This window comes from Lentzea californiensis, from assembly GCF_024648825.1.
Taxonomy (GTDB): Bacteria; Actinomycetota; Actinomycetes; order Mycobacteriales; family Pseudonocardiaceae; genus Lentzea; species Lentzea californiensis.
Genome location: NZ_JANBBE010000005.1, coordinates 80,615 through 107,368 on the forward strand (window position 1 = coordinate 80,615; position 26,754 = coordinate 107,368).

Here is a 26,754-nt window from a genome sequence, read left to right on the forward strand (position 1 = left end):
GCGGTCTGGTGCTCGCCCCTGCTCAGTGGGCTACTGTGGGTGAGTCGGGGTACCAGCGAGCGGCACCCAGCCGATGCGGTTCCCGACCCCCGTCCGGTCCGGCGTTCTGCGGCCGGAGACAGGAGCACCGGCTTGCAGCCGGAACGCCAGACTTCGCCTTCTTCTCTTGGATTCGGCAAGCCGCGTCACGCGGCTCAGGACTTCGCGCAAGCGCGACTGGACGCCGAGATCACCGGGATCAACCACCAGCGTCTGGCCGCCAAGATCGTGGCGGGACGTTCGCACGACGCCGTCGACTGCCGTGAACTGCTGTCCATGCTCGGCCTGGCGAACCTGCCGGCCTCCACCGCACTTCACGCACAAGGGGCACGCGGGTGACTCGAGGAACTGTCAAGTGGTTCAACGGCAGCAAGGGCTTCGGCTTCATCGCTCCCGAGGGCGGCGGGCCTGACCTGTTCGTGCACCAGTCCGAGGTGCAGGACTACGGCCACCACGGCATCGCCGACGACCAGGCCGTGGAGTTCGAGATCGGTGAGGGGCAGAAGGGGCCGCAGGCTCGCGCCGTGCGCCTCGTCTAGACCTGGTAGGTCCACTGTGGAGTGATCGGTTCCTGGCCGCTCGCTCCACAGTTTTGTGTGCGGACCACGTGGTCAGTCCGGCAACAGCGGCACGGAGATGCCGGGATCGCGGCCGAGTAGCGTCGCCCGCGTGACCGACCTCGACCCGAAGCGGTCGCGCACGTGGTCCAGCGCGGCGTCCAGTGCCGCCGGCTTGCGCTCCTCGAACGGCAGCGCCAGCTGCATCGGCGCCTCGTTCTGGAGGTTGGTCAGCGAGACGCCCAGCAACGTGATGCCCCGGCTCTCGATCATCGGCGTCGCGGTGCCGAGCAGTTCCCGCGCCGCCGCCAGCAGCACCTCCGTCTCCGTCGTCGGGTGCCTCAACGTGTGCGACCGCGTCGCGCGGGTGAAGTCCGCGAACCGCAGGCGCAGCACCACTGTCCGGCAGGCGCGTTCGGTCGTCCGCAGCCGCCGTGAGATGCCGTCGAGCAGCGAGGCGAGGACGGCGTCGAGGTCTTCACAGGTGCGTTCCCGGCGGCCCAGCGCGCGTTGTGAGCCGATCGAGCGGCGCCGCCGTCCGGTTTGGACCGGGCGTGGGTCGTGGTTGTGCGCGAGCGCGTGCAGGTGCCGCCCCGCCGCCCGGCCGATCATCGAGACCAGCGCCGCCTCACCGAGCCCGGCGACCTCGCCGACCGTGCGCAGGCCCAGGGCGTGCAGCTTGGCCGCCGTCACCTCGCCGACGCCCCACAGCCGTTCGACGGGCAACGGGTGCAGGAACTCCAGTTCGCGGTCGGCCGGTACCACCAGCAGCCCGTCCGGCTTCGCGACCCCGCTCGCGACCTTGGCCAGGAACTTCGTCCGCGCCACCCCGACCGTGATCGGCAGACCGACCTGCGCGAGCACGTCCGCCCGCAGTCGTGCGGCGATCACCTCCGGCGGACCGGCGATCCGGTGCAGGCCGCCGACGTCGAGGAACGCCTCGTCGATCGACAGGCCCTCGACCAGCGGCGTCGTGCCGCGGAACACCTCGAACACCGCCTTGCTCGCGGCGGAGTAGGCCGACATCCGCGGCGGCACGACGATCGCGTGCGGGCACAGCCGTCGTGCCCTCTCGCCGCCCATCGCCGTGCGCACGCCGAACGCCTTGGCCTCGTAACTCGCGGCCAGTACCACTCCGCCGCCCACGATCACCGGACGGCCGCGCAGACTCGGATCGTCCCGTTGCTCGACCGACGCGTAGAACGCGTCGAGGTCGGCGTGCAGGATCGGGGTGCTCACGAACACATGTTCGCATCCGTCACCCGTTCAGAACAGTCCCGTCAGGACATGAGCGCCCGCGCGATCGGCCAGGCGCCGGGCGAGGTGTTCGACAGGACGGTGATGGTGGTGCCGGTGTGCGGGTCGTGGGTGGACTTGAACGACTCACCGGCGTCGTACCCGGCGAGGATCACGGTGTCGCTGGTCTGGTGCAGCCAGAAGCCGAGGCCGTAGCGCAGCGACTCCTCGGGCACGTCGTGGCGCGGCCTCGTGACCAGCTCGGCGTCCCCGCTCGCGAACAACGCTCGCCAGAACTTCGACATGTCGCCCGCGGTCGTGTGGATGCCGCCGTCACCGGTCGCCAGCACCGGCAGGTGGAAGACGTTCGAGCGGTCGCGGCCGTCCAGGTAACCGACAGCCGCGTCGGCGGGCAGTTCGTCGGAGCGCAGGAAGTCGGTCCTGGTCATGTCCGCCGGGCGGAGCACCCTGGAGCGGACGAGGTCGTGGTAGCCCTCGCCGCCGGCCCGCTCGGCCAGCAGTGCCAGCACGACGTAGCCGCCGTTGCAGTAGCCGAACCGCTCGCCCGCCTTGAACTTGGTCGGAATCCCGTCGAGCAACGGCAGGAAGGCCTCGGTCGTGGTCAGCTCGTGCACGGCGCCGATCACGTAGTCGTCGGCCTCCCAGTCGGTCTCCTCGTCGAGGTAGTCGCCGATGCCGGACGTGTGCGTGAGCAGGTGCTCGACCGTCACGTCGCCGGCGATCAACGGCAGGTCGTCGCCGAGCAGTGAGCGGGCGGTGGTGCCGAGCGCCAGCTTGCCCTCGTGGACCAGCGAGAGCACGGTCAGCGCGGTGAAGCCCTTGCCGCCGCTGGCGATGCCGAACCTGGTGTCCACGGTGTTGGGCACGCCGTACGCCCGGTTGGCGAGCCCGTAGGCCTTCGCGAACTCGATCTCCCCGGCGCGGTCGACCTGGACCACGCCGGAGAAACCGGTGTCCTCAGCGATCTTGTCCAAGTCTCCCAACGGCATTCGCGCAGGCTAGCCCTGTGTAACCGTCTCTCTGAAACGAATTTCCGCTGCAGCACCAGTGGCAGCAGTGGGACTGCGCAACCCTCTGCAGCGGATGTGTGGAGCAACCGATCCGGCGGGCATCCCGTTTCGGGAAGTGTCGGGTTCGTCCAACCCCGTGAGAGGACCAAACGGTCTTGTCGCTCGCCACGATCCAGCGCCCCGTCGAGGCGCTGCCGCCACCGGTGCCGGTGAGAGCACCACGACGCTGGCTGTTCGTGCTGGCCGCGGCCGTGCTGCTGGCCCAGATGGCGATCGCGATGGTCACCACCGCGGTCGCGCAGACGCCGACCGTCGACGAACCCGTCTACATCGGCGCGACGGTCTTCCAGTCACAACAGCAGAGCCTCCGGTACAACCCCGAGCACCCGCCGCTGGGCAAGCTGATCATGGCTACCGGACTCGCGTTCGCCGACGTCCGCCTCGACCCCGGCTTCCAGGGCGACCAGACCGAACTGGGCAGGCACGTGCTCTACGAGTCGGGCAACGACCCCGGCGCACTGCTGCTGGCGGCCCGGCTGCCGATGATCGTGCTGACGCTGCTGTTCGGGGTGGTCGTCCTCCTGTTCGCCCGCGACGTCACCAACGCGTCCGGCGGCCTCGTCGCGCTCGCGCTGTACACGTTCTCGCCCGACCTCGTCGCCCACGGATCGCTGGCCACGCTGGACGTTCCGGCGGCCGGGTTCCTGCTCACCTCGGCCTGGCTGCTGTGGCGTGCGCGCACCGACCCCGGGCTCTACCTGCCGCTCGCCGGGCTGGCCCTCGGCGCGGCCCTGGCGACCAAGATGAACACCCTGGCCGCGGTCCCGGTACTGCTGTTCCTGGCCTTCTGGCACGCACGCGCCAAAGCCGTGCTCGTCATGGTGCTGGTCGCCGTCGCGGTGGTGTGGGCGTCGTACCTGGCCGTGGACCCGTTGCTGTGCTGGGAGACCCCGCCCAGCCTGCCCGGTGCGCCGGTCGGCCTGCTGCCGTTCCCCGAGCCCTACCTCGACGGCATGCGCGTCCAGCTGGGGTTCGAGAACCGCGTCTGGGGCGGCTACCTGTTCGGCACGCACTACGAGGGCTCGCACTGGTACTACCTGCCGGTCGCGCTGCTGGTGAAGACACCGCTGGGAGCCCTGCTCCTCTGGGCGGCCGGAGCCGTCGCGATGGTCAAACGCCCGGCGGCCGCGTACGTCCTCGCCCCCGCCGCCGTACTGCTGCTCTTCGCGATGACCGGCAACCGCGACCTCGGCGTCCGGTACGCGATCTTCGTGCCCATGTTCCTCGCGGTCGCCGCCGCGATGGTCGCGCACCGCCGTTACGCCGCACTCGCGGTCGTGGCGGTCGCCGCCAGTTCACTGTGGACGTTCCCCTGCTACCTGCCGTACTCCAACGAGATCTTCGGCGGCCCGTCCAAGACCCACCTGCACCTGCACGACTCGAACGTCGACTGGGGCCAGGACCTGGGCAGGCTGGCCGACCGGCTGAAGCGGTACTCCGGCGAGCGGAAGTGGCTCGTCTACAAGGGCTCCGGTGTGCCCGAGCACTACGGCATCAGTGCCGCCGACCCGCGTGAGGTGCCGCCGGACCAGGTGCAGGGGCTCCTCGTCGTGTCCAACACGGCCATCGCCAAGGCCGACGACGTGCTGCGGGCACTGATCGACACGAGCACGCCGATCGACGTCGTGGGCCACTCCATCACGATCTTCCGCCGCCCATAGGGCAGGCCCTGGGAGAAAGTTCCGTACCCCTACGGATGCGAACCCTGATTGTTCCGCACGTGCGCGGCTCCGACAGTGATCGCAGCGAACGGCCGCCGTCCCTGCCCTGAGGTGGTCCGTTCCGAGATCCGGAGAGGAACCAACGTGACGAGAACACCACGGTCCTGGGGCCTGCTGGCCCTGGTCGCGGCCACGGTGCTGACGCCGGTCAGCATCGCGAACGCCGCACCGCCGAACGCCCCTGCGGCGAACTACCTGGGGGACACCGTCCCCGCCAACCTCGGTGACGCCTCGCCCATGTTCGTCGGCGGGCAGAACGCCACCGTGAGCGAGTTCCCCGGCATCATCGCGGGCATCCGCGCCGGTGGCACCCGGCCGGAGGGCCAGACCTGCTCCGGCACGGTCGTGGCGCCGCGCAAGATCCTGATCGCGGCGCACTGCGCGGACGCCCAGGGGGAGAAGAGGTTCGTCTACGGGCTCGACGACCTCAAGGACTTCAACGGCGGCTCCGGCGCCGGTTTCGCCGTGAACGTCGTCAGTTACAAGAAGCACCCGAAGTACGTCAACTTCGACCAGGGGTACGACGTCGCCGTCGTGACCGTGGACCGCGACATCGCGTTGAAGGGCGGTGCCGCCTACCCGAAGTTCGCCACCTCGGCGGACGCCGGTGGCGCCGCGCCGGGCAAGCCCGGTCTCGGTTTCGGCTACGGCAAGAAGGACTTCAACGACACCTCGGCGGACGTCACGCTCGACAAGGCGAGCCTGCCGGTCGTCAACGGCGACAGCGCCTGCCAGGGCGTCGGCGCGGGCTTCAAGTCGGCGACCATGATCTGCGCCGGGTACTCCGACGGCCGGATCACGATCCTGCCCGGTGACAGCGGCGGCCCGCTGATCTTCGACGGCAAGATCTACGGCGTCGCGTCGTGGAGCCGGTCGGACTTCAAGTGGTACTCGATCTACGGCCGCCTCGACAACGAGATGGGCGACTGGGTCAAGACGGAGGTCGGCGAGCAGCCCCCGGTCGGTGACTTCGGGCTGACGGTCGCGCCGGGCAGCGGTTCGGTGGCGGCAGGCAAGACGGTGTCCGCGGGCATCACCACCACGGCCGGTTCGGGTGGCGCGGAGAACGCCACGCTGTCCGCCTCCGGTCTGCCCAGCGGCGTGAAGGCGGTCTTCCAACCGACGTCGGTGACCACCGGCAACTCGGCGAAGGTCACGTTCGAGGCGAGCACCACGGCCCCGAACGGCACCTACGAGGTCACCGTCGGCGGCACGACGCCGAGCGGCAAGACGGCGTCCGGCAAGTACTCGCTGACCGTCACCGGTGGCGGCGACCCGCAGCCGGGCGACTTCACGCTGGGAGCCTCGCCGAGCAGTGTGAAGGCGGCCAAGGGCAAGTACGTCTCCACCACCATCTCGTCGAACGGCGACGGCCAGACGATCAACCTGTCGGCGTCGGGTGTCCCGAGCGGCGTGAAGGCCACGTTCCAGCCGGCTTCGGTGGGTGCGGGCAGCTCGTCCAAGCTGACGCTGGACGTCTCCAGCACCGCTGTCGCCGGCACGTCCAGCATCACGGTGACGGGCACGGACGCCGGCGGGAAGACCGCCACCACGACGGTGTCGCTCACGGTCGAGGGCAGCGAACCGCCGACCGGTGAGGTCACGGTGACCGCGTCGCCGTCGTCCGCCACCGTCAAGCAGGGGCTGCTCGGCCAGACCGTGGTGAAGGCCGGCGGTGGCACCGGAAACCTGACGCTGACCGCGTCCGGTGTGCCCACCGGCGCGCAGTTGTCGTTCAACCCGGCCACGATCGGCCAGAACGGCAGCAGCAACGTCTGGATCTTCACCAACTTCTCCACCCCGGCCGGCACCTACCCGATCACCATCAAGGCCACCTCGGCCGACGGGAAGACCGGCACGACGACGTTCACGCTGACCGTCACCCGCTAGAACCCCGCCAGGGGAACAGGGAAGAGCCCCGGAGCACTGCTCCGGGGCTCTTCTTGTTGTTGCGCGACGATCAGACCGTCAGGGTCCAGGTGTCGATGTTGCCGACGTCGTAGGTGTAGACGTCCTTCACCTGCAGCTTCCAGGTGCCGTTGCGCGCCTCGGAGGACAGGTCGACGGTGTAGGTCTCGTGGACCCCCGCCGACGACGAAGAACCGCCCGCCTTCTTGAGCACGTAGGACTTGCCGGACGGGCTGACCAGGTCGATGGCCAGATCGCCGGTGTAGGTGTGGTTCACGTCGACCTTGACGGTTGCCGAGGCCGTGGAGTTGCCGGTGCAGCCCGAGATCGTCACCGACGACGAGACGGCGGTACCGGTGTCCGGAATGGACACGTCGTCGCCGTTCGTGCCGGGGCCGCACACCGGGTCGGGACCGCCACCGATGAACCCGCTGTACAGCAGCTTGTTCGGCGAACCGGTACCGGGGTTGGTGACCTTGCCATCAGTGGCACCGTTCACCAGCGCGTCGCGCAGGGCCTGTGGGCTCGCGGACGGGTTGGCCGACAGGTACAGGGCCGCGACACCCGCGACGTGCGGGGTGGCCATGGACGTGCCGGACATGTTGGTGGCGCCGCCGTTCAGCCCCAGCGAGGTGATGCCGTCACCGGGGGCGAAGATGTCCGTGCACGAGCCGTAGTTCGAGAACGAGGCGCGTGCGTCGTTGGACGAGGTCGCGTTCACGGTGATCAGTGACGCGATCTTGGCGGGACCGGTGGAGCAGGCGTTCGCCGAGCTGTTGCCCGACGCGACGGCCATCTGCACGCCCGAGGCGACCATGCCGGCGATGGCGTCGTTGCCGATGTCGGCGGTGTCGAAGGTCCAGGAGGCGTTGACCACGGCGGGTTTCTGCGCGTTCGCCGTGATCCACTCGATGGCCTTGACACCGGCCGAGTCGGGGCCGCTGCTCCCGCAACTCGTGCCGAGCATGCGGACGGAGACCAGCTTGGCCTTCTTCGCCACGCCGTAGGTCTTGGAACCGACCGTCCCGGCCACGTGGGTGCCGTGGCCGGAGCAGTCCTGACCGTTCTGGCCGTCCTCGATGAAGTCCGCGCCCACGGACGCGCGCCCCTCGAAGTCGGCGATCGACGTCTTCACGCCCGTGTCGGTGATGTAGACCGTCACGTTGGACGCGCCACCGCTGGGGTAGGTGAACTTCTTGTCCAGCGGCAGGTTCGCCTGGTCCACGCGGTCCAGGCCCCACGTCGGGTTGGTCTGCACGTCCAGCGCCTTCGCGGTGCCGTCCTGGTAGACGGCCTTGACGGCGGGGTCGGCCGCCAGCTTCCGCGCCGCGGCCTCGGTCAGGTTCTTGACCTGGAATCCGCGCATGGCGTGGGAGAACACGGCGTCGAGGGTGCCGCCGTACCTCTGGGTGAGAGCGCTCGACGACGCCTGAACGGCGGCACCGGGCTTGAGCGACACGATGAAGCTGCCGCCGGCCACGGGGTTGCGGGCCTTGACGAAGTCGGCCTCAGCCGCCTGCGCCGGAGTTGCCAGCAGGGCGGAGGCGACGAACAGAACAGCGAGCCCGCAGGTGGTGCGGTGCATGGGAAGTCCTTCCGGGCGTCGTCAGAACGTCAGGGTCCAGGTGTCGATGTTCCCGGCGTCGTAGGTCCAGACGTCGGTCACCTGCAACTTCCACGTGCCGTCGCGGTTCTCCGCGGAGGCGTCGACCGTGAAGGTCTCGTGCACACCGGCGGACGAGGTGGCGCCCTTGGCCTTCTTGAGGCTGTAGGTGGCGCCGGACGGACCGACCAGGTCGATGGCCAGGTCAGCGGTGTAGGGGTGGTTGATGTCGACCTTGACCTGGGTGGTGGCCGAGGCCTTGCCGGTGCAGCCGGTGACGTTCACCGACGACGTGACAGCGGTGCCGGTGTCCGGAATGGACACGTCGTCACCGTTGGTGGCCGCGGCACACGGCTCCGGGTCGGGGTCGCCGTTGATGAAGCTGATGTTGAGCAGCTTGTTCGGCGAGCCCTGGAGGTCGGTGATCTTGCCGGTCGTGGCGTTGTTCACCAGTGCGTCGCGAACCTGGGCAGGGGTTGCGGACGGGTTCGCGGACACGTACAGCGCGGCGGCACCGACGACGTGCGGGGTGGCCATCGAGGTGCCGCCCATGGACGTCGTGCCGCCGCCGTTCTTGGTCGACGTGATGTTCGAGCCGGGCCCGAAGAGGTCGACGCAGGAGCCCCAGTTCGAGGCCTGCCCGCCGGTGTAGATCGACCGCTTGTCGGCCGAGTCGCTGGCGGCCACCGTGATGCCCTCCGGCACACGGGCGGGAGAGGTGTTGCAGGCGTTGCCGTTGTTGTTGCCCGCGGCCAGGCCGAACGTCACGCCCGCCGCGATCGCGCGCTTCACCGCGCTGTCCACAGTGGAGTCCGCGCCGCCGCCGAGGCTCATGTTCGCCACGGCGGGCTTCTTCGCGTTCTGCGCGACCCAGTCGATGCCCTTGATGATCTGCGAGTACTGGCCGTTGCCGGAGCAGTCGAGCACGCGGACCGCGACCAGGCTGACCTTCTTCGCCACGCCGTACGTCTTCGACCCGACCGTGCCGGCGACGTGCGTGCCGTGGCCCTGGCAGTCCGAGGCGTCCGGGTCGTTGTCGATGAAGTCGTAGCCGTCCTTGGCCCGGCCCTCGAACTCGGTGTGCGCCTTGTAGATCCCGGTGTCCAGGACGTACGCGGTCACGTTCGGCGCGGTGTTCGGGTAGGTGTACTTCGCGTCGACGGGCAGGTTGGCCTGGTCGATCCGGTCCAGCCCCCACGTCGGGTTGGTCTGGGTGTCGGAGATGCTCGCCCAGCCGTCCTGCTGCACGTAGGCCACCGACGGGTCGGTCGCGAGCCGCCGCGCCGCCGCCTCGTCCAGCTTGACGGCGAAGCCGCGCACCGACGCGACGTAGGTGAAGCTGGCCTTGCCGCCGTGCTTGCGGGCGAGGTCGAGCGCCTTGGCGTTGGTGGTCGGGACGTCGCTGGCACCGTCCTTGAACACGACGATGTAGCTGCCCGCGACCGGCTTGTCGGTCTTCTGGATCGAGCCCGTCTGAGCGGAAACAGGGCTGCTCACCGCCGCCGCGACGGCCAGGCCGATGCCGGCGGCCGCGAGCACGCGTGTCGTGCGATCGAGTCGCATCTCGGGTTCTCCGTTCTGGCCGCCACTGCAGGGATGGGCGGCACGTGCCGATCACCATCGATCGAGGCCGAACGGCGAACAATCCGGATATCTCTACGTAGGGATACCCGTCTTTCGCCTAACATCGGTGCGGATGAGCCGGACACCGAAGTCCAGGGCGCGGCGCTGCGACCCCGGCGGACTGATGCGCACCAGCTCGCCGGTGCTGGTGGGCCGGGGTGACCAGCTCGGCGCGCTACGGGCGGCCGTGCCGAACCAGCCCGCGGTGGTCATGATCGAGGGCGAGGCGGGCGTCGGGAAGTCGCGCCTGGTGCGGGAGTTGCTGGACACCGATCTCGGGCCGCTCTCCGTCCTCATGGGCCACTGCCAGCCGGTGGGGGAGCCGTTCCCGTACGGCGCGGTGCTGGAGGCGCTGCGCGACTGCACGGATCGCCTGGCGCGCAACCACTCGCGGCTGAGCCCGGTGTCGGGTGTGCTCGGTTCACTGTTGCCGGAACTCGCCGGGTACCTGCCCGCGCCGCTGCCCTCGACCGGTGATCCGCGCGCCGACCGCCATCGGCTGTTCCGCGCTCTCCGCGAACTGCTCGGCGTGCTCGGGCCGGTGCTCCTGATCGTCGAGGACCTGCACTGGGCCGACGACGGTTCCCGGCAGCTGCTGCGGTTCCTGATGGGCGATCCGCCGGCCAACCTGTCCATCGTGGTCACCTACCGGCGCGAGGACGTGCCGGGTGGCGTGCCCCTGGGTTCGGCGTACCGGCCACCGACCGGCATCACCAGCGCGTTGCTCGAGCTCGAACCGCTCGACGTGGCCGAGGTGCGGGCGCTGACGTCCGCGATCCTCGACGGCGAGACGGTGTCGGCGGAGTTCGCGGCCAAGCTGCACGAACGCACGGCGGGCATCCCGTTCGTGGTCGAGGAGACGTTGCGGGCGTTGCGAAATCCCGCCGGTGCCGTGCACGCGGACGGCGCCACGGCCCGCAGGCTGCTCGACAACGTGGACGTTCCGGTCCTGCTGCGCGACGCCATCGCCGAACGCCTGGCCGCGCTGCCCGCCGCCGCGACCCGGCTGGTCGAGGCCGCGGCGGTGCTGGGCGCGCCCGCGTCCGCCGAACTGCTCGGCGACGTGGCCGAGATCAGCGAGAGCCGTGCTGCCTTGACGCACGCGCTGACGGGCCACGTCCTGCACGAGGTCGACGCACGGCGGTACGGCTTCCGGCACGCGCTGGCCCAGCAGGCCGTCTACGACACGTTGAGCGGACCGGACCGCCAGGAGCTGCACCGCCGTGCGGTCGAGGTGCTCGACCGGGTCGAACCGCGTCCGCTCGTGCAGCTCGCCGAGCACAGCGAACGCGCCGGGCGCACGTCCGAGTGGCTGCGCTACGGCGAGGCCGCCGCGGACAGGGCGGTGGAGAACGGCGACGCGGGTACCGCCACGGCCCTGCTGCAACGGCTGCTGCTCGACCCGGCCGTGCCCGTGGCCGACGTCGACCGGCTCGCGATCAAGCTGGGTCAGGTCGCCCACCAGGGCCTCGACCAGCTGGACCCGACCGAGGCGCTCGAACGCCTGCTGTCGGACCGGCGGCTGTCGACCGCCGCGCGCGGGCAGGTCCGGCACTACCGGGGCGTGCTGCTGATCCGCCAGGCCGGCGGCATCGAGGAGGCCCGTTCCGAGCTCGAACGGGCCGTCGCCGACCTGACCGAGCTCCCGGAACTGGCCGCACGGGGAGAAGCCGTGCTGGGGCTGTCCTACCTGGGCATGACCCCGATGAGCGAGGTCCAGCCCTGGCTCGACAGCGTCAGCCGCGCCCGCGCCGCCGAGACCGACCTCGAGCAGAAGATGGCGTTGTACGCCAACGAGGTCGGTTCCAAGATGCACACGGGCGACCCCTCGGTACTGGCCGAATGGGACTTCCGGCCCGCGTCCACCTCCGGCGAACTGCGCCAGCTCGCCCGCGCCCACTGCAACCTCGCGGACGCCATGACCACGACCGGTCATTTCAGCCGGTGCGCCGACCTGCTGCGCGACGGCCTGCGGTTCGCCGCCGAGTGCGGTGCCCCGTTCACCGCGAGCACCGCGCACGCGACGAGGACCCGCCTCGACTGGATGACCGGCAACTGGGACGGCCTCGCCGACCGGGCGTCGAGCCTGCTCGACGAGTACCGCGACCTGTTCCCGCTGGCCAGCGAGCTGTGCCTGGTCCTCGGCTCGCTGGCGATGGCACGGGGCGAGTGGGCGGAGGCGACCAGCTACCTCACCGAGACCGGCGCGTTCGCCCCGGAGGAGTCGATCACACCGGTCGCCGTCGCGGGCTGCGCGGCGCTCGCACGGACGATGCTGGCCCAGGACGAGATCACCCGCGCCTGCGTGGACGTCGACCGCGGCCTCGCGATCGTGCGCACGAAGGGCGTGTGGGTGTGGGCGACCGAACTCGGCCCGGTCGCCGTGGCCACGTTCCTCGCGGCCGGGCGGGAGACCGACGCGGAGACGCTCATCGAGCAGATCGCGGGGGGAATCGAGGGCAGGGACGCCCCGATGGCGTTCGCCGCCCTCGCCTGGTGCCGCGGCCTGCTCGCCGAAGCACGCGGCCGGTTCGACACCGCGATCTCGCTCTTCCGCGAGGCGGTGGACCGGTACTCGGCACTGCCCGCGCCCTACCCGGCCGCGCTGGTGGCCGAACGCGAAGCCGCCTGCCTGCTGTCGTCCGACCACGAGAAGGCGGCCGAGATCCTCTCGGCCCTGGTGGACACGTTCGACGGACTGGGCGCCACCCGCGACGCGGCCCGTTGCCGGCACCAGCTGCGCAGCATCGGCGGCGGCAAACCGTCGCGGCGCGGCCGGCGCGGCTACGGCGACGAGCTGTCGCCGCGCGAGCAGGAGGTCGCCCGGTTGCTGGTCGCCGGCCACACCAACCGCAAGATCGCCGACGTGCTGTTCCTGTCGCCGCGCACCGTCGAGCAGCACGCGGCACGGGTGCTGCGCAAGCTCGGGGTGTCGTCGCGGGCCGAGCTGCAGGCGGAGGACCTGGCCTGAGTGGCGGCGGTTGTCACGCCACGGCTTCGCGGCCACCCGTGTCCACGTAGACCACGCCGTCCCGCACCACGACCGGATACGTGCGCACGGCCTTCTTGGCGGGCAGGCACGTCGGCATGCCGGTGCGGAGGTCGAAGAGGGCGGCGTGCAGCGGGCATTCCACGAAACATCCCTCCAGCCAGCCTTCGGACAGCGACGCGTCCTGGTGGCTGCAGGTGTCGTCGATCGCGTAGAACTCGCCGTCCGCGTTGAAGACCGCGATCGCCGGCTTGCCGTCGATCCGCACGGACTCGCCCGGTGGCAGGTCGTCGACGGCGCATGCGGTGATCATCAGAAACCCTCCGTTGCGTATTGCGGAACTGGGTGTGCGATACGCAACAGGAGGATGACGGAGGCGTTCGTGACGCGTCAAGGGTCCAAAGTCACGCAGGCATCCAGGTCGCTCTCTCGGGGCAACGCCCTGCTGTTCATTCGCCACACAGCGTTGCGTCAATCGGATACTGTTGCGTGATGAGCAACAACGGGGAGGGGCGCGACCCGGCGCTGGTGCAATCGGTCGACCGGGCGGTGGCGGTGCTGGAGTTGCTGGCCCGCAACGGAGAAGCGGGGATCACCGAGATCGCCGCCGAGCTCGGCGTGCACAAGTCCTCCGCGTCCAGACTCGTCTACACGCTCCAGGCCCGTGAGCTCGTGGAGCAGGAAGGCGAACGCGGCCCGTTCCGGATCGGCATCGGCATGCTCCGCTTCGCCGGCGCGGTGAGCGGCCAGCTCGACTACGTCCGGGTGGGAGGCCCGGTCTGCTCCGCGCTGGCCGACCGGCTCGGGGAGACCGTCAACATCGCGATCCTCGACAGCGACGTGGCCCTCAACGTGAGCCAGGCGCGGGGGAGTTCGGCGGTGGCGGCGCAGAACTGGATCGGCCAGCGCACGCCGTTGCACGCCACGTCGAGCGGCAAGGTCCTGCTCGCCGCCGCGCCGCCGGCCGAGCAGGAACGCCTGCTCTCCGGCGACCTGGAGTCCTGTGCCCCTGGCACGATCACCGATCCCGTGAAGCTGCGCTGCGTGCTGCGCCGCACCGCCGAGGACGGGTTCGCCACCTGCATGGAGGAGCTGGAGGCCGGGCTGCACGCGGTCGCCGTGCCCGTGTTCGGCTCACGTGGCGACGTCGTGGCGGCGATCAGTGCCGCCGGGCCCGCCTACCGGCTCTCGCAGAAGCGCATGCCCGAGATCGTCGAGGAGCTGCGGGTCGCGTCCCGTGACCTCTCCGTCCGCATGGGGCATCCCGTGCTGTGAAAGACGTTCAGGAACGAAGAGCCCCCGGCCGCGCCTGGGGGCTCTTCGTCTTTTCGGGTGCCTCCGTCCGTGCGACAAGGGCTTGACAACGGCTCGTGCGGGTCGCACCGTGATGCGGCTGTAGTTGCATAATGCGAACCTCGTTGCGTATTGCGGAACGTCCTCGGAAGGGTTGGCCCGTTGTCGCTCTCCGTTCCCACCACCACGGTTCTGGACCAGGACCTCGACGAGCCCGACCCGGAGGTCGCCACCGGGATCCGCGCCGAGCTGCACCGCCAGCGGCCGAACCCCGTGCCGTTCGCCGACATCGTCACCACCACGACGCACAAGACGCTCGGTGGTCCGCGCGGTGGTGTGGTCCTCTGCCGGCAGGAGCTGGCCAAGAAGATCGACTCCGCGGTGTTCCCCGGCCAGCAGGGAGGGCCGCTGCAACACGTCATCGCGGCCAAGGCCGTCGCGTTCAAGCTCGCGGCGGGCAGCGAGTTCCGCGAACGGCAGCAGCGCGTCCTCGAAGGCGCGAGCATCCTGGCCGAACGCCTCACGCGGCCCGACTGCGCCCAAGCCGGCGTGAAGGTGCTCTCCGGCGGCACCGACGTGCACCTCGTGCTCGTGGACCTCGTCGAGTCCGCACTGGACGGCAAGCAGGCCGAGGACCGGTTGCACCGCATCGGGATCACCGTCAACCGCAACGCCGTCCCGTTCGACCCGCGCCCGCCGATGATCACCTCCGGCCTGCGGATCGGCACTCCCGCGCTCGGCGCCCAGGGCTTCGGCGCCGACGACTTCACCGAGGTCGCGGACATCATCGCGGCCGCTCTGCAGCCGTCCTCCGACGAGGACGACCTGTCCGCTCGCGTCGCACACCTGGCCGCGAAGCACCCCCTCTACCCCCACCTCTGACAGGAGCGAACGAAGTGGCACAAGCGGTGAACGGTGTCGTCGCGGCGGGGCGCGGGGCCAAGGTCACGGTGGAGACGATCCTCGTGCCGGACCCCGGTCCGGGCGAGGCGCTGGTGAAGGTGCAGGCCTGCGGGGTCTGCCACACCGACCTGCACTACCGGGAGGGCGGGATCAACGACGAGTTCCCGTTCCTGCTCGGGCACGAGGCCGCGGGCGTCGTCGAGGCCGTCGGCGACGGCGTGACCGACCTCGAACCCGGTGACTTCGTGATCCTGAACTGGCGCGCGGTGTGCGGTTCGTGCCGCTCCTGCCTGCGCGGCCGGCCTCAGTACTGCTTCAACACCCACAACGCGGCGCAGCCCATGACGCTGCAGGACGGCACGCCGCTGTCGCCCGCGCTGGGCATCGGCGCGTTCGCGGAGAAGACGCTCGTCCACTCAGGACAGTGCACGAAGGTGAACCCGAAGGCACCGGCGGAGGTCGCGGGCCTGCTCGGCTGCGGCGTGATGGCGGGCATCGGGGCCGCGATCAACACCGGCGGCGTCACCCGCGGCGACAGCGTGGCCGTGCTCGGCTGCGGCGGTGTCGGTGACGCGGCCATCGCGGGCGCCCGGCTGGCGGGGGCGCGCACGATCATCGCCGTCGACCTCGAGGACACGAAACTGCGGTGGGCGGAGAGGTTCGGTGCCACGCACACGATCAACGCCCGCGAGCAGGACGTCGTGGAGGCGATCCGCGCACTCACCGAGGGCAACGGCGCCGACGTCGTGATCGACGCGGTCGGCCGCCCCGAGACGTTCCGGCAGGCGTTCTACGCCCGTGACCACGCCGGACTCGCCGTGCTCGTGGGCGTGCCGACCCCGGACATGGAGCTCGAACTGCCGTTGATCGACGTGTTCTCGCGCGGCGGCGCGGTGAAGTCGTCCTGGTACGGCGACTGCCTGCCTTCACGTGACTTCCCGATGCTGATCGACCTGTACCTGCAGGGCCGGCTCGACCTGGGCGCGTTCGTCTCGGAGACCATCGGGCTCGGCGACGTCGAGAAGGCGTTCGAGGACATGCACCACGGCCGCGTGCTTCGTTCGGTGGTGGTCCTGTGAGCCGGCCGAGAGTCGTGCTGATCGGCGCGGGCATCGTCGGATGCGCGCTGGCCGACGAACTGACCGCGCGGGGGTGGACCGACGTCACCGTGCTCGAACAGGGACCGCTGTTCGCGACCGGCGGTTCGAGCTCCCATGCGCCGGGCCTGGTCTTCCAGACGACCGGTTGCAGGACCATGACGTCGTTCGCCAAGTACACCGTCGAGAAGTACACGGCGCTGACGCTGGACGACCAGTGGTGCTTCCAGCAGCTCGGCGGACTGGAGGTCGCCACCACCCCGGAACGCTGGACGGACATCAAACGCCGCCACGGCTGGGCGACGTCGTGGGGTGTCGAAAGCTTCCTGCGCGACCCGGAGGAGTGCGCGCGGCTGCACCCGTTGCTCGACCCGGCCAAGATCCTCGGCGGGTTCCACATCCCCGGCGACGGCATCGCGAAGCCGTTGCGCGCGGCCGAGGCGCAGGCACGCAGGGCGATGGAGCGCGGCGCGAAGTTCCTGGCACATCACAAGGTCACCGGCATCGAACGCACCGGCCGCCGGGTGAAAGCCGTCGTCACCGAGCACGACACCTTCCCGGCCGACGTCGTCGTGTCCTGCGTCGGCATGTGGGGCCCGCGCATCGGCAGGATGGTCGACCTCGACATCCCGCTCGTCCCGATGGCCCACCAGTACGCGAAGACGGCCCCGTTGCCGGCGTTGAAGGGCGTCAACACCGAGCTGTCCGAGATGTCGAAGCCGTTGCTGCGCCACCAGGACGCGGACCTGTACTTCCGCGAGCACGTCGACCGCGTGGGCATCGGCGCGTACGGGCACCGCCCGATGCCGATCTCGGCGGACGACATCCTCGACTTCGACGTGGCACCGACCATGCCGTCCGAGATCGCGTTCACCCCGGAGGACTTCGAGACCTCCTGGGACGCCGCCGTCGACCTGCTGCCGGTGCTGGCCGACTCGAAGGTCGAGGAAGGCGTCAACGGCCTGTTCTCCTTCACCCCCGACGGCAACCCGCTGCTCGGCGAACACCCCGGCCTGAACGGGTTCTGGGTGACCGAAGCCGTGTGGATCACGCACTCGGCCGGCGTCGCGAAGGCGATGGCCGAGTGGCTGGTGGACGGGCAGCCGGGCATCGACCTGCACGGCTGCGACCTCAACCGGTTCGAGGACGTCCAGCGCTCGCCCGGCTACGTGCACGAACGCAGCTGCCGGGCGTTCGTCGAGGTCTACGACGTCCTGCACCCGCTGCAGCCAGCCGAGAAGCCCCGGCCCTTGCGCACCAGCTCGTTCTACGAACGGCAGCGGGAACTCGGCGCGGTGTTCCTCGAAGCGTCGGGCTGGGAGCGGCCGCACTGGTACGAGGCCAACGCCTCGCTGCCCGAGGTCGCGGAGATCCCCGAACGCAACGAGTGGGCGTCCCGGTTCTGGTCCCCGATCGCCGGCGCCGAGGCCCTCGTCGCGCGCAAGCGGGTCGCGATGTTCGACATGACCGCGCTGAAGCGGCTGGAGGTCAGCGGTCCGGAGGCGCTGACGTTCCTGCAGACCATGACCACCAACCAGCTCGACCGCAAGCCGGGCGCGGTGGTCTACACGTTGCTGCTCAACGAGGACGGGGGAGTGCGCAGCGACCTGACCGTCGCCCGGCTCGGCGAGAACCGGTTTCAGGTCGGTGCCAACGGCCCGCTCGACCTCGACTGGCTGCGCCGGCGCATGCCACCCAACGGCGGTGTGCACATCACCGACATCACGCCCGGTACGTGCTGCATCGGCCTGTGGGGACCTCTGGCCCGCGACCTGTTGCAGCCGTTGACCCGCACCGACTTCTCCCACGAGGCGATGGGCTACTTCAAGGCCCAGGAAGCGTTCGTCGGCGAGGTGCCGGTCACCGCGATGCGCCTGTCGTACGTCGGCGAACTCGGCTGGGAGCTCTACACGACTGCCGACATGGGGCGCAGGCTGTGGGACACGCTCTGGGAGGCCGGGCAGCGGCACGGCGTCATCGCCGCCGGCCGCAGCGCGTTCACCAGCATGCGGCTGGAGAAGGGCTACCGCTCGTGGGGCACCGACGTCACCACCGAGCACGACCCGTTCGAGGCGGGGCTGGGCTTCGCGGTCCGGATGAACAAGGGCTACTTCCACGGCCGCAAGGCGTTGGAGGGCAGGTCGGAGGAGACCGCGGCCCGCAAGCTCACGTGCCTGGTCATCGACGACGACTACCAGGTCGTGATGGGCTCGGAACCGGTGTTCGCGGGTGGGGTGGCGGTCGGGTACGTCACCAGTGCGGCTCGCGGGTACTCGATCGGCAAGAACATCGCCTACGCCTGGCTTCCCACCGAAGTGGCGGTCGAAGGCACTGCGGTGGAGATCGAGTACTTCGGTGACCGCGTCCAGGCCGTCGTGTCGTCCGAACCGCTCTTCGACCCCAAGATGACGCGGATCCGGTCCTGACGCTGACGCGATCTCTCCTGTACCGACTTCCCTTCATGGAGCCACCATGACCGCGACCGAACTCCCGTCCAGCCTGATCCCCACGTTGCCCGGCAACACCTACACCGACCCGGCGATCTTCGCGCTGGAGCAGCAGAACATCTTCGAGCGGATGTGGGTCTGCGCGGTCCGCAGCGCCGATCTCCCGGACCCCGGCAACTTCCGCACCGTCCAGATCGGACGCGAGAGCGTGCTCGTGACCCGCTCCCGCGACGGCTCGCTGCGCGCGTTCCTCAACATCTGCCGACACCGCGGCGCCAAGTTGTGCACCGAGGAGAACGGCACGGTCAAGCGCAACTTCCAGTGCCCGTACCACGCCTGGACCTACGGCCTGGACGGCAAGCTGGTCGCCGCGCCGAACCTCACGTCGATGCCGGACGTCGACCGCGTCGAGTACGGGCTCAAGACCGTGCACCTGCGGGAGTGGCTCGGCTACGCGTGGATCTCGCTGGCCGACGAGCCCGCGTCGTTCGAGGAGACCGTGCAGCAGGACGTGCGGGAACGCCTGGGCAACCTCGACGCGATCGGCAACTACCAGGTCAGCGAACTGGAGCTGGGCCGCCGGATCACCTACGACGTGAAGGCCAACTGGAAGCTCATCATCGAGAACTTCATGGAGTGCTACCACTGCGCGACCATCCACCCCGAGCTCACCGAGGTCCTGCCGGAGTTCGCGGACGGGTACGCCGCGCAGTACTACGTCGGGCACGGGGCGGTGTTCGGCGAGGAGATCAAGGGCTTCACGATCGACGGGAGCGAGGGCTTCGAGAACCTCTCCGGCGTGGCCTCCGACCAGGAACGCCGGTACTACGCGATCACCGTGCGGCCGCAGGTGTTCATCAACCTCGTGCCGGACCACGTGATCATCCACCGGATGTTCCCGATGGCCGCCGACCGCACGGTCGTCGAGTGCGACTGGCTCTACGCCAAGGACGTCGTCGCGACCGGCAAGGACGTGTCGCGGTCCGTCGAGCTCTTCCACCGGGTCAACGAGCAGGACTTCGAGGCCTGCGAACGGTGTCAGCCCGCGATGTCGTCGCGGGCCTACGCGAACGGGGGTGTGCTGGTCCCCTCCGAGCACCACATCGGGGAGTTCCACCGCTGGGTGCAGGAGAAGCTGGCCGTCAGATCAACGCCCTGATCGCCTGTTCGAAACCGATGACGTGCTGGGAGGCGAGTTCGCTCGCCTTCTTCGCGTCGCCCTCGACGATCGCGGTGAGGAGGGGCACGTGCTCATCGACGTGACCGGCCATCCCGGACAGCCGCGGCAGGAAGACGCACCAGATCCGGGTGGCCAGGTTGTCGTAGGAGATCAGGGTGTCCTCGAGGAACGGGTTGTGCACGCACCCGTAGATCGCGCGGTGCACGCCGACGTCGGTGCGCAGGAGCTCCGTGTTGTCGCCCGTCGGCGCCGCCGTGTCGAGGCGCGAGCGCAGGTCGGTGAGCGCGGCCCTGTCCTGTGCCGTGGCGCGGTCGGCCGCGGCTGCCGCGGCCAGGGGTTCCAGGGTCCTGCGCACCTCGGAGATGTGTGAGAGGTCGGAGATGTTGACGTCGGTGGCGAACGTGCCGCGGCGCGGGAAGGCGACGACGAGCCGTTCCTGCTCCAGCCGTTTGAGGGCCTCGCGGATCGGGGTGCGGCCGACGCCGAGCTCGGTGCGGAGCCTGTCCTCGTTGATGGGCTCACCCGGCTTGATCTCCAGCATCACCAGGCGATCCCGCAGGACCGAGTAGGCCTGCTCGGTGAGTGAGACGGAGGCGGGCTCGTCGTTGACCCGTGCGTTCATGTGACCTACCGTAACGCACGGACTGATATACCAGTAGTCGACCAGATGACTCAGCTGGAGGCGTCGCGCATGACCAGCTCGGCTCAGCCGCCCGGAGCGCACCTGCCGGAGCACCCGGACTTCCTCTGGGACGACCCGGAACCGAAGTCCTCCTACGACGTCGTGGTCGTCGGCGGTGGAGGCCACGGCCTGGCGACCGCGTACTACCTCGCGAAGGTGCACGACATCACGAACGTCGCGGTGCTGGAGAAGGGCTGGCTCGCGGGCGGCAACATGGCCCGCAACACCACGATCATCCGGTCGAACTACCTGTGGGACGAGAGCTCCGGCATCTACGAGCACTCGCTGAAGCTGTGGGAGGGCCTGGAGGAGGACCTCGGTTACCCGATCCTGTTCGACCAGCGCGGTGTGCTGAACCTGGCGCACAGCCTGCAGGACGTGCGCGACAGCGTCCGGCGGGTCAACGCCAACCGGCTCAACGGCATCGACGCGGAGTGGGTGGATCCCGACGGGGTCAAGGAGATCTGCCCGATCGTCAACACCTCGCCGGACGTCCGCTACCCGGTGCTGGGGGCGACCTACCAGCCGCGCGCGGGCATCGCGAAGCACGACTACGTGGCCTGGGGTTACGCACGCGCCGCGCACGCGATGGGCGTCGACCTGATCCAGAGCTGCGAGGTCACCGGCCTCGAGACGTCCCAAGGCAGGATCACCGCGGTCGAGACGTCACGCGGCCGCATCGCCGCCGGCAAGGTCGCGCTGTGCGCGGCCGGCCACAGCTCGGTGCTCGCGAAGATGGTCGGACTGAGCCTCCCGCTCGCCTCACACCCGTTGCAGGCCTTGGTCTCCGAGCTGCTGGAACCCGTCCACCCGACCGTCGTGATGTCGAACGCCGTGCACGTCTACGTCTCCCAGGCGCACAAGGGAGAACTGGTGATGGGGGCGGGCATCGACAGCTACAACGGTTACGGGCAACGGGGTTCGTTCCACATCATCGAGCAGCAGATGTCGGCGGCGCTGGAGCTGTTCCCGGTCTTCGCGCGGGCCCACCTGCTGCGGACCTGGGCGGGCATCGTCGACGTCAGCCCGGACGCCTCGCCGATCGTCGGCCTCACGCCCGTCGGCGGCCTGTACCTGAACTGCGGCTGGGGGACCGGCGGCTTCAAGGCCACACCGGGTGTCGGTGACTGCTTCGCGCACACCATCGCCCACGACAAGCCGCACCCGTTCAACGAGCCGTTCACCCTCGAGCGCTTCACCACGGGCGCTCTCGTCGACGAGCACGGCGCCGCCGCCGTGGCGCACTGAGGAGCCGACATGCAACTCATCCCGTGTCCGTGGTGCGGGCCGCGCGAGGAAGCGGAGTTCCACTACGGCGGCCAGGCCCACGTCGCGTACCCCGGGGACCCGTCGGCGCTGACCGACGAGGAATGGGCGCGGTACGTGTTCTTCCGGGAGAACCCGAGCGGCCCGTTCGCCGAGCGCTGGAGCCACAACGCCGGGTGCCGCCGGTGGTTCAACGCCGTCCGCGACACCCGCACCCACGACCTGCTGGCCGTCTACCGCGTGGGCGAGCCCATGCCCGAGGTGACCGCATGACGCTCCGCACCCCGACCGGTGGCTCGATCGACCGGAACACCCTGCTGCACTTCACCTTCAACGGCCGCCCGTACACCGGGCACCCCGGCGACACGCTCGCGTCGGCGTTGCTCGCTCATGGTGTGCACGAGATCGGCAGCAGCGTGAAGCTCGGCCGGCCGCGCGGCATCGTCGCGGCGGGGTCGGAGGACCCGACGTCGCTGGTGCAGGTCGAGGCGCCGTTCTCCGAGCCGATGCTGCCGGCCACGACGGTCGAGCTCTACGACGGTCTGGTGGCGCGGGGGCTGGCGGGGCAGGGACGGCTGTCGGCCGAACCGGACCCGGCCCGGTACGACGCGAAACACGAGCACTGCGACGTGCTGGTGGTCGGCGCCGGGCCCGCCGGCCTGATGGCGGCACTGACCGCGGCCCGCAGCGGTGCCCGCGTCGTGCTGGTCGACGAGCAGAACCAGGCCGGTGGCGCGCTGCTGGGCGTGGACGAGTACCTGGACGACCGGCCGTCCGCGGAGTGGGTCGCGGACGTCGTCGCGGAGCTGAGGAGCACGCCGGGTGTGCTGGTGCTGGAGCGCACCACGGCGTTCGGCATGTACCAGGACGGGTTCGTGCTGGCGCTGCAGAAGCGCACCGACCACCTGGGGTTCGCGGCACCTGCCTCTGTTGCCCGGCAACGGGTCTGGCGGATCAGGACCAAGCAGACCGTGCTCGCCACCGGCGCCCACGAACGTCCCGTGGCCTTCACCGACAACGACAGGCCGGGGATCATGCTCGCCTCGTCGGCCCGCACGTTCCTGCACCGCTACGGCGTGCTGCCCGGTTCGCGGGCGGTCGTGTTCACCACCAACGACAGCGCGTACTGCGCGGCGATCGACCTGGCCGAGTCCGGTGTGGACATCGCGCTGATCGCGGACGCCCGTCCGGAGACCCCTGCGCGGCTGGCGACGGAGTGCGCGGCCCGGGGCATCGAGGTCCGAGCCGGACACGTGGTCGTCGGGACCCAGGGTGATGGCCGGGTGAGCGGGGTGCGAATCGCTCCGCTGGCCGGCACCTCACCGGACGTCACCGTCGCGTGCGACACCGTCCTGGTGTCGGGCGGCTGGAACCCGGTGGTGAGCCTGTTCAGCCAGGCGCGCGGCAAGCTGCGCTACGACGCCGAACTCGGTGCGTTCGTGCCAGGCGAGGAACTTCCCACCGTGCGGGTCGCCGGCTCCGCGACCGGCGAACTGGACCTCGGCGCGTGTGCGCGGCAGGGCCGGGACGCCGGTGCGCAGGCCGCGGCCGCCGCCGGGTTCACGCCGGGCGGCCAGGTGCCGCTGCCGGTGTCGGACTCGCGCTGCACGGCCCGTTCCGGCCTGGTGCTGTGGCGGGTGCCGGGCGACGACGACGCGAGCTTCGTCGACCTGCAACGGGACTCGACCGTGGCGGACGTGCTGCGGGCGACCGGCGCGGGCCTGCGCTCGCTGGAGCACGTCAAGCGCTACACGACCATCGGCACCGCGCACGACCAGGGCAAGACGTCCGGCATGATCGCCGCGGGCATCGTCGCCGAGGAACTGGGCGTCGAGCTGGCCGAGCAGCGGCCCACGACGTTCCGCCCGCCGTTCACCTCGGTGTCGTTCGCCGCGCTGGCCGGACGGGACCGCGGCGAGCTGCACGACCCGGTGCGCGTCACGTCGATCCACCCGTGGCACGTGGCGCACGGGGCGTTGTTCGAGGACGTCGGTCAGTGGAAGCGGCCCTGGTACTACCCGCAGGAAGGCGAAGACCTGCACACGGCCGTGCTGCGCGAATGCAAGGCCACGCGCGAGAGCGTCGGCATGATGGACGGCTCGACGCTCGGCAAGATCGATGTGCAGGGCCGGGACGCCGGCAAGTTCCTGGACATGCTCTACACGAACATGATGGGCACGCTGAAGGTCGGCAGGATCCGCTACGGCGTGATGTGCGGCGTCGACGGAATGGTGATCGACGACGGCACCGTGATCCGCATCGGCGAGGAGCGGTACCTCGTCACCACGACCACCGGCAACGCCGCCAAGATCCTCGACTGGATGGAGGAGTGGCTGCAGACGGAGTGGCCGCACCTCGATGTGCACTGCACCTCGGTCACCGAGCACTGGGCCACGATCCCGCTGGTGGGCCCGCGATCCCGGGACGTGCTGGCCGCGGTGGCCCCTTCGCTGGACGTCTCCAACGAGGCGTTCGAGTTCATGACCTGGCGCGACACGGAGGTCGCCGGCGTGCCGGCGCGGGTGTGCCGGATCAGCTTCTCCGGCGAGCTGGCCTACGAGATCAACGTGACCGCGTGGCACGGCATCGCCGTGTGGGAGGCGTTGATGGCGGCGGGGGAGCAGTACGGGATCACGCCGTACGGCACCGAGACCATGCACGTGCTCCGCGCCGAGAAGGGCTACCCGATCATCGGGCAGGAGACCGACGCGACGGTCACGCCGCAGGACCTGGGCATGTCGTGGGCCGTGTCGAAGAAGAAGCCCGACTTCATCGGCAAGCGCTCGTTCGCCCGCGCCGAGAACAACCGCTCGGACCGCAAGCAGCTCGTGGGACTCCTGCCCGTCGATCCGGCCGTGTTGCTGCCGGAGGGGTCGCAGATCGTGGAGACCGACCGGCTGCCCGAACCGCCGGTCCGGATGCTCGGCCACGTCACGTCCAGCTACCCCAGCGCGGCACTCGGCCGCACGTTCGCGCTGGCGCTGCTGCGCTCCGGCCACGAACGCATCGGCGAGACGCTGTACGTGCCCGTCGAGGACTCGCTGGTGCCGGTCACCGTCACCGAATCCGTGCTGTACGACAAGGAAGGAGCCCGTCGTGACGGTTAGTCCGCTCGCCGCCTGGCACGACCGGCTGGCGGCGCTCGCCACGGTGCTGGACGTCGCCGAGGTGCCGTTCCGCTCGCAGCTCACCGTCCGCGTGTCCGACCCGGACGCCATCGCGGCCATGGGCTCGGCGCTCGGAGTCCCGTTTCCTTCCGCCGCTTGCACTTTCGCCTCGGGCACCGGACGATTCGGGGACGTCGAGGTGCTCTGGCTCGGACCGGGCGAGTTCCTCGTCACGGCCTCGCCCGGCCTGCAGGTCACGATCGAGGAGGTGTCGCGTGGCGCGCTCGGGACTGTCGGAGGGTCCGTTGTGGACACTTCGGCTCAACGCACGACCCTGGTTCTTCAAGGGCCGCTCGCCCGGCAAGTGCTGGCTCACGGATGTTCCGTGGACCTGCACCCGGCTTCGGCTCCCGTCGGCACTTGCGTGCAAACACTCCTCGCCAGGACCGGAATCGTCCTGCAGGTGACCGGCGAGGACCGGTACACGATCCTGGTGCGCTCGTCGTTCGCCGAGTACTTCGCGGCGTGGCTCAGCGACGCGTGCGCCGAGTACCTGGCGGTGGCGTGATGCCCCAGTTCACCCTGACGCTGCACTGCCCGGAGCGGGCGGGCATCGTGCACGCCGTGACGTCGTTCCTGGTCGACCACGGCTGCGACATCGTCCAGCACCAGCAGTTCGACGACGACGTGCACGGAAAGCTGTTCCTGCGCACCGCGTTCTCCTGCGACTCCTCCGGCGCCGACGACCTCGCGACGGAGTTCGCGAAGGTGGCGAGCCAGTTCGCGATGGAGTTCGACCTGTGGGACGACCGGCCGCCGCGCGTACTCGTGATGGTCTCGAAGGCCGGCCACTGCCTGAACGACCTGCTCTTCCGCTGGCGCGCGGGCAGCCTCGGCGGGGAGATCGCCGCCGTCGTGTCCAACCACGAGGACCTGCGGCCGATGACAGAGGCGGCGGGCCTCGACTTCGTGCACGTGCCGAACACCGCCGACACCAAGCACGCCGCCGAACAGCGGCTGGTCGAGCTCGTCGAGGAGTACCAGGCCGACCTGGTGGTGCTGGCCCGGTACATGCAGGTGCTGTCGAACGACCTGTGCTCGAAGCTCGCGGGCCGCGTGATCAACATTCACCACTCGTTCCTGCCGGGCTTCAAGGGCGCCAAGCCCTACCACCAGGCCTACGACCGCGGCGTGAAGTACGTGGGCGCGACGGCCCACTACGTCACCCCGACCCTCGACGAGGGCCCGATCATCGAGCAGGAGGTTCTGCGCGTCGACCACTCCTACGACCCGCGCGCGCTGACCGCCGCGGGCCGCGACGCCGAGGCCCTCGCCCTGTCTCGGGCGGTCCGCTGGCACTGCGAACACCGCGTCCTGCTCAACGGCAACGGCACCGTCGTCTTCCGTTAGGGCTTGCGCACCAGCAGCTGGGCCTGCAGGAACCTTTCGCCCTCGACCGGTTCCCGCACCAGCTGCCCCACCTCGGCGAAACCGGCCTTCCCCAGCAGATCCGCGAGGCTGGAGGGCGACCAGCGGTAGGCGAGCGTCACCTTGTGGTCGAACTTTTGCGGCTCGGGATCGTCACCCGCGTAGAACCCCAGCAGCAGATGGCCTCCCGGTGCCAGCACGCGGAAGAACTCGGCGAACACGGCCGGCAGCTCTTCCGGCGCCATGTGGATGAGCGAGTAGAACGCCAGAATGCCGGCGAGGGCGCCGTCTTCCAGGTCCAGCGCGGTCATCGACCCCTGCTCGAACCTCAGTTCCGGATGCGCTTCGCGGGCGAGGGCGATCATGGCGGGGGAGAGGTCGAGGCCGAAGACGTCCAGCCCCAGCGAGTGCAGGTGCGCGGTCAGGTGGCCGGGGCCGCAGCCGAGGTCCGCCACCGGGCCTTCGGTGAGTTCGGCGAACGCGGCCAGCATCGCGCGTTCGAGAGGCCTGGTGTCGAGCATGTCGCTGAACAGTTCGGCGTACAGGGAGGCGACGGCGTCGTACGGGGTGGGCACGGTGAAAAC

21 protein-coding genes and 1 pseudogene are annotated in these 26,754 nt (G+C 70.0%); 15 read left to right on the forward strand and 7 right to left on the reverse strand.

Annotated features, from left to right (window positions below; all coding sequences use genetic code 11):
* The first annotated feature begins 132 nt into the window (after positions 1-132).
* Complete coding sequence (locus tag LX88_RS19905; protein WP_258949281.1) at positions 133-378, forward strand: hypothetical protein; 246 nt, start codon at positions 133-135, stop codon at positions 376-378.
* Complete coding sequence (locus LX88_RS19910) at positions 375-578, forward strand: cold-shock protein (protein ID WP_258949282.1); 204 nt, start codon at positions 375-377, stop codon at positions 576-578. The genes LX88_RS19905 and LX88_RS19910 overlap by 4 nt, the downstream gene beginning before the upstream one ends.
* Positions 579-650: 72 nt before the next feature.
* On the opposite strand, the gene dinB is transcribed toward LX88_RS19910, so the two are convergent.
* Together dinB and LX88_RS19920 are read right to left on the reverse strand one after the other, a co-directional pair.
* Positions 651-1,841: a DNA polymerase IV gene (dinB, locus tag LX88_RS19915; protein ID WP_258949283.1), complete on the reverse strand. Its 1,191-nt coding sequence runs from the start codon at positions 1,839-1,841 to the stop codon at positions 651-653.
* A 35-nt stretch (positions 1,842-1,876) separates the two neighbouring features.
* The gene (locus LX88_RS19920) at positions 1,877-2,842 is read right to left on the reverse strand and encodes a serine hydrolase domain-containing protein (RefSeq protein WP_258949284.1); all 966 of its coding nucleotides are present in this window, start codon (positions 2,840-2,842) and stop codon (positions 1,877-1,879) included.
* Between the two features lie 176 nt (positions 2,843-3,018).
* Here LX88_RS19920 and LX88_RS19925 point away from each other — a divergent pair, with 176 nt between their 5' ends.
* A complete protein-coding gene (locus LX88_RS19925; protein ID WP_258949285.1) occupies positions 3,019-4,584 on the forward strand; it encodes a phospholipid carrier-dependent glycosyltransferase in 1,566 nt (521 codons plus the stop codon).
* 144 nt (positions 4,585-4,728) lie between these two features.
* The gene (locus LX88_RS19930) at positions 4,729-6,534 is read left to right on the forward strand and encodes a trypsin-like serine protease (protein ID WP_258949286.1); all 1,806 of its coding nucleotides are present in this window, start codon (positions 4,729-4,731) and stop codon (positions 6,532-6,534) included.
* A gap of 70 nt (positions 6,535-6,604) precedes the next feature.
* Here LX88_RS19930 and LX88_RS19935 read toward each other — a convergent pair whose 3' ends face one another.
* Positions 6,605-8,137: a S8 family serine peptidase gene (locus tag LX88_RS19935; protein ID WP_258949287.1), complete on the reverse strand. Its 1,533-nt coding sequence runs from the start codon at positions 8,135-8,137 to the stop codon at positions 6,605-6,607.
* Between the two features lie 21 nt (positions 8,138-8,158).
* Positions 8,159-9,718, reverse strand: coding sequence for a S8 family peptidase (locus LX88_RS19940; RefSeq protein WP_258949288.1), 1,560 nt, complete (start codon positions 9,716-9,718; stop codon positions 8,159-8,161).
* Between the two features lie 133 nt (positions 9,719-9,851).
* Here LX88_RS19940 and LX88_RS19945 point away from each other — a divergent pair, with 133 nt between their 5' ends.
* Positions 9,852-12,749: an ATP-binding protein gene (locus LX88_RS19945; RefSeq protein WP_258949289.1), complete on the forward strand. Its 2,898-nt coding sequence runs from the start codon at positions 9,852-9,854 to the stop codon at positions 12,747-12,749.
* A gap of 13 nt (positions 12,750-12,762) precedes the next feature.
* On the opposite strand, the gene LX88_RS19950 is transcribed toward LX88_RS19945, so the two are convergent.
* Positions 12,763-13,080: a bifunctional 3-phenylpropionate/cinnamic acid dioxygenase ferredoxin subunit gene (locus LX88_RS19950; RefSeq protein WP_258949290.1), complete on the reverse strand. Its 318-nt coding sequence runs from the start codon at positions 13,078-13,080 to the stop codon at positions 12,763-12,765.
* 179 nt (positions 13,081-13,259) lie between these two features.
* On the opposite strand from LX88_RS19950, the gene LX88_RS19955 reads away from it, so the two are divergent.
* The 5 genes and pseudogenes from LX88_RS19955 (at position 13,260) to LX88_RS19975 (ending at position 19,666) form a co-directional block, all read left to right on the forward strand.
* Positions 13,260-14,042, forward strand: coding sequence for an IclR family transcriptional regulator (locus LX88_RS19955; protein ID WP_258949291.1), 783 nt, complete (start codon positions 13,260-13,262; stop codon positions 14,040-14,042).
* Positions 14,043-14,297: 255 nt separating this feature from the next.
* A pseudogene (gene glyA, locus LX88_RS19960) lies at positions 14,298-14,942 on the forward strand (serine hydroxymethyltransferase); the annotation flags it as partial.
* 14 nt (positions 14,943-14,956) lie between these two features.
* Positions 14,957-16,042: an S-(hydroxymethyl)mycothiol dehydrogenase gene (locus LX88_RS19965; RefSeq protein ID WP_258949292.1), complete on the forward strand. Its 1,086-nt coding sequence runs from the start codon at positions 14,957-14,959 to the stop codon at positions 16,040-16,042.
* Positions 16,039-18,486 (forward strand): GcvT family protein, encoded by a 2,448-nt coding sequence (locus LX88_RS19970; RefSeq protein ID WP_258949293.1) that lies wholly within the window; start codon positions 16,039-16,041, stop codon positions 18,484-18,486. Before LX88_RS19965 ends, LX88_RS19970 begins: the two co-directional genes overlap by 4 nt.
* Before the next feature lie 46 nt (positions 18,487-18,532).
* Positions 18,533-19,666 carry an aromatic ring-hydroxylating oxygenase subunit alpha gene (locus tag LX88_RS19975; protein WP_258949294.1) on the forward strand — a complete coding sequence of 378 codons (1,134 nt, stop codon included), beginning with the start codon at positions 18,533-18,535 and terminating at the stop codon, positions 19,664-19,666.
* On the opposite strand, the gene LX88_RS19980 is transcribed toward LX88_RS19975, so the two are convergent.
* Entirely contained in the window at positions 19,650-20,309 is a 660-nt protein-coding gene (locus tag LX88_RS19980; protein WP_258949295.1) for a GntR family transcriptional regulator, read from the reverse strand. The two genes, LX88_RS19975 and LX88_RS19980, sit on opposite strands and share 17 nt — an antisense overlap.
* A 69-nt stretch (positions 20,310-20,378) precedes the next feature.
* On the opposite strand from LX88_RS19980, the gene LX88_RS19985 reads away from it, so the two are divergent.
* Genes LX88_RS19985 through purU form a run of 5 tightly spaced genes read left to right on the forward strand, consistent with a single transcriptional unit; the run spans position 20,379 to position 26,152 of the window.
* Positions 20,379-21,617, forward strand: coding sequence for a sarcosine oxidase subunit beta family protein (locus tag LX88_RS19985; RefSeq protein WP_258949670.1), 1,239 nt, complete (start codon positions 20,379-20,381; stop codon positions 21,615-21,617).
* A 9-nt stretch (positions 21,618-21,626) separates the two neighbouring features.
* A complete protein-coding gene (locus LX88_RS19990) occupies positions 21,627-21,908 on the forward strand; it encodes a sarcosine oxidase subunit delta (protein WP_258949296.1) in 282 nt (93 codons plus the stop codon).
* On the forward strand, positions 21,905-24,742 hold the full coding sequence (locus LX88_RS19995) for a 2Fe-2S iron-sulfur cluster-binding protein (protein WP_258949297.1): 2,838 nt from the start codon (positions 21,905-21,907) through the stop codon (positions 24,740-24,742). Before LX88_RS19990 ends, LX88_RS19995 begins: the two co-directional genes overlap by 4 nt.
* Positions 24,732-25,310 (forward strand): sarcosine oxidase subunit gamma, encoded by a 579-nt coding sequence (locus tag LX88_RS20000; RefSeq protein ID WP_258949298.1) that lies wholly within the window; start codon positions 24,732-24,734, stop codon positions 25,308-25,310. Before LX88_RS19995 ends, LX88_RS20000 begins: the two co-directional genes overlap by 11 nt.
* Positions 25,310-26,152, forward strand: coding sequence for a formyltetrahydrofolate deformylase (gene purU, locus LX88_RS20005; protein WP_258949299.1), 843 nt, complete (start codon positions 25,310-25,312; stop codon positions 26,150-26,152). The genes LX88_RS20000 and purU overlap by 1 nt, the downstream gene beginning before the upstream one ends.
* On the opposite strand, the gene LX88_RS20010 is transcribed toward purU, so the two are convergent.
* Positions 26,149-26,691 carry a class I SAM-dependent methyltransferase gene (locus LX88_RS20010; RefSeq protein ID WP_258949671.1) on the reverse strand — a complete coding sequence of 181 codons (543 nt, stop codon included), beginning with the start codon at positions 26,689-26,691 and terminating at the stop codon, positions 26,149-26,151. The two genes, purU and LX88_RS20010, sit on opposite strands and share 4 nt — an antisense overlap.
* Positions 26,692-26,754 lie beyond the last annotated feature (63 nt).

What these genes read in the sequence shown, in the direction of transcription:
- LX88_RS19975 (WP_258949294.1), top strand. Translation starts at nt 18,533, where the DNA reads ATGACCGCGACCGAACTCCCGTCCAGCCTGATCCCCACGTTGCCCGGC.
- LX88_RS19980 (WP_258949295.1), bottom strand. Translation starts at nt 20,309, where the DNA reads ATGAACGCACGGGTCAACGACGAGCCCGCCTCCGTCTCACTCACCGAG.
- LX88_RS19990 (WP_258949296.1), top strand. Translation starts at nt 21,627, where the DNA reads ATGCAACTCATCCCGTGTCCGTGGTGCGGGCCGCGCGAGGAAGCGGAG.
- LX88_RS19950 (WP_258949290.1), bottom strand. Translation starts at nt 13,080, where the DNA reads ATGATCACCGCATGCGCCGTCGACGACCTGCCACCGGGCGAGTCCGTG.
- LX88_RS19995 (WP_258949297.1), top strand. Translation starts at nt 21,905, where the DNA reads ATGACGCTCCGCACCCCGACCGGTGGCTCGATCGACCGGAACACCCTG.
- LX88_RS19985 (WP_258949670.1), top strand. Translation starts at nt 20,379, where the DNA reads ATGACCAGCTCGGCTCAGCCGCCCGGAGCGCACCTGCCGGAGCACCCG.
- purU (WP_258949299.1), top strand. Translation starts at nt 25,310, where the DNA reads ATGCCCCAGTTCACCCTGACGCTGCACTGCCCGGAGCGGGCGGGCATC.
- LX88_RS19955 (WP_258949291.1), top strand. Translation starts at nt 13,260, where the DNA reads ATGAGCAACAACGGGGAGGGGCGCGACCCGGCGCTGGTGCAATCGGTC.
- LX88_RS19920 (WP_258949284.1), bottom strand. Translation starts at nt 2,842, where the DNA reads ATGCCGTTGGGAGACTTGGACAAGATCGCTGAGGACACCGGTTTCTCC.
- LX88_RS19940 (WP_258949288.1), bottom strand. Translation starts at nt 9,718, where the DNA reads ATGCGACTCGATCGCACGACACGCGTGCTCGCGGCCGCCGGCATCGGC.
- LX88_RS19945 (WP_258949289.1), top strand. Translation starts at nt 9,852, where the DNA reads ATGAGCCGGACACCGAAGTCCAGGGCGCGGCGCTGCGACCCCGGCGGA.
- LX88_RS19935 (WP_258949287.1), bottom strand. Translation starts at nt 8,137, where the DNA reads ATGCACCGCACCACCTGCGGGCTCGCTGTTCTGTTCGTCGCCTCCGCC.
- LX88_RS20010 (WP_258949671.1), bottom strand. Translation starts at nt 26,691, where the DNA reads ATGCTCGACACCAGGCCTCTCGAACGCGCGATGCTGGCCGCGTTCGCC.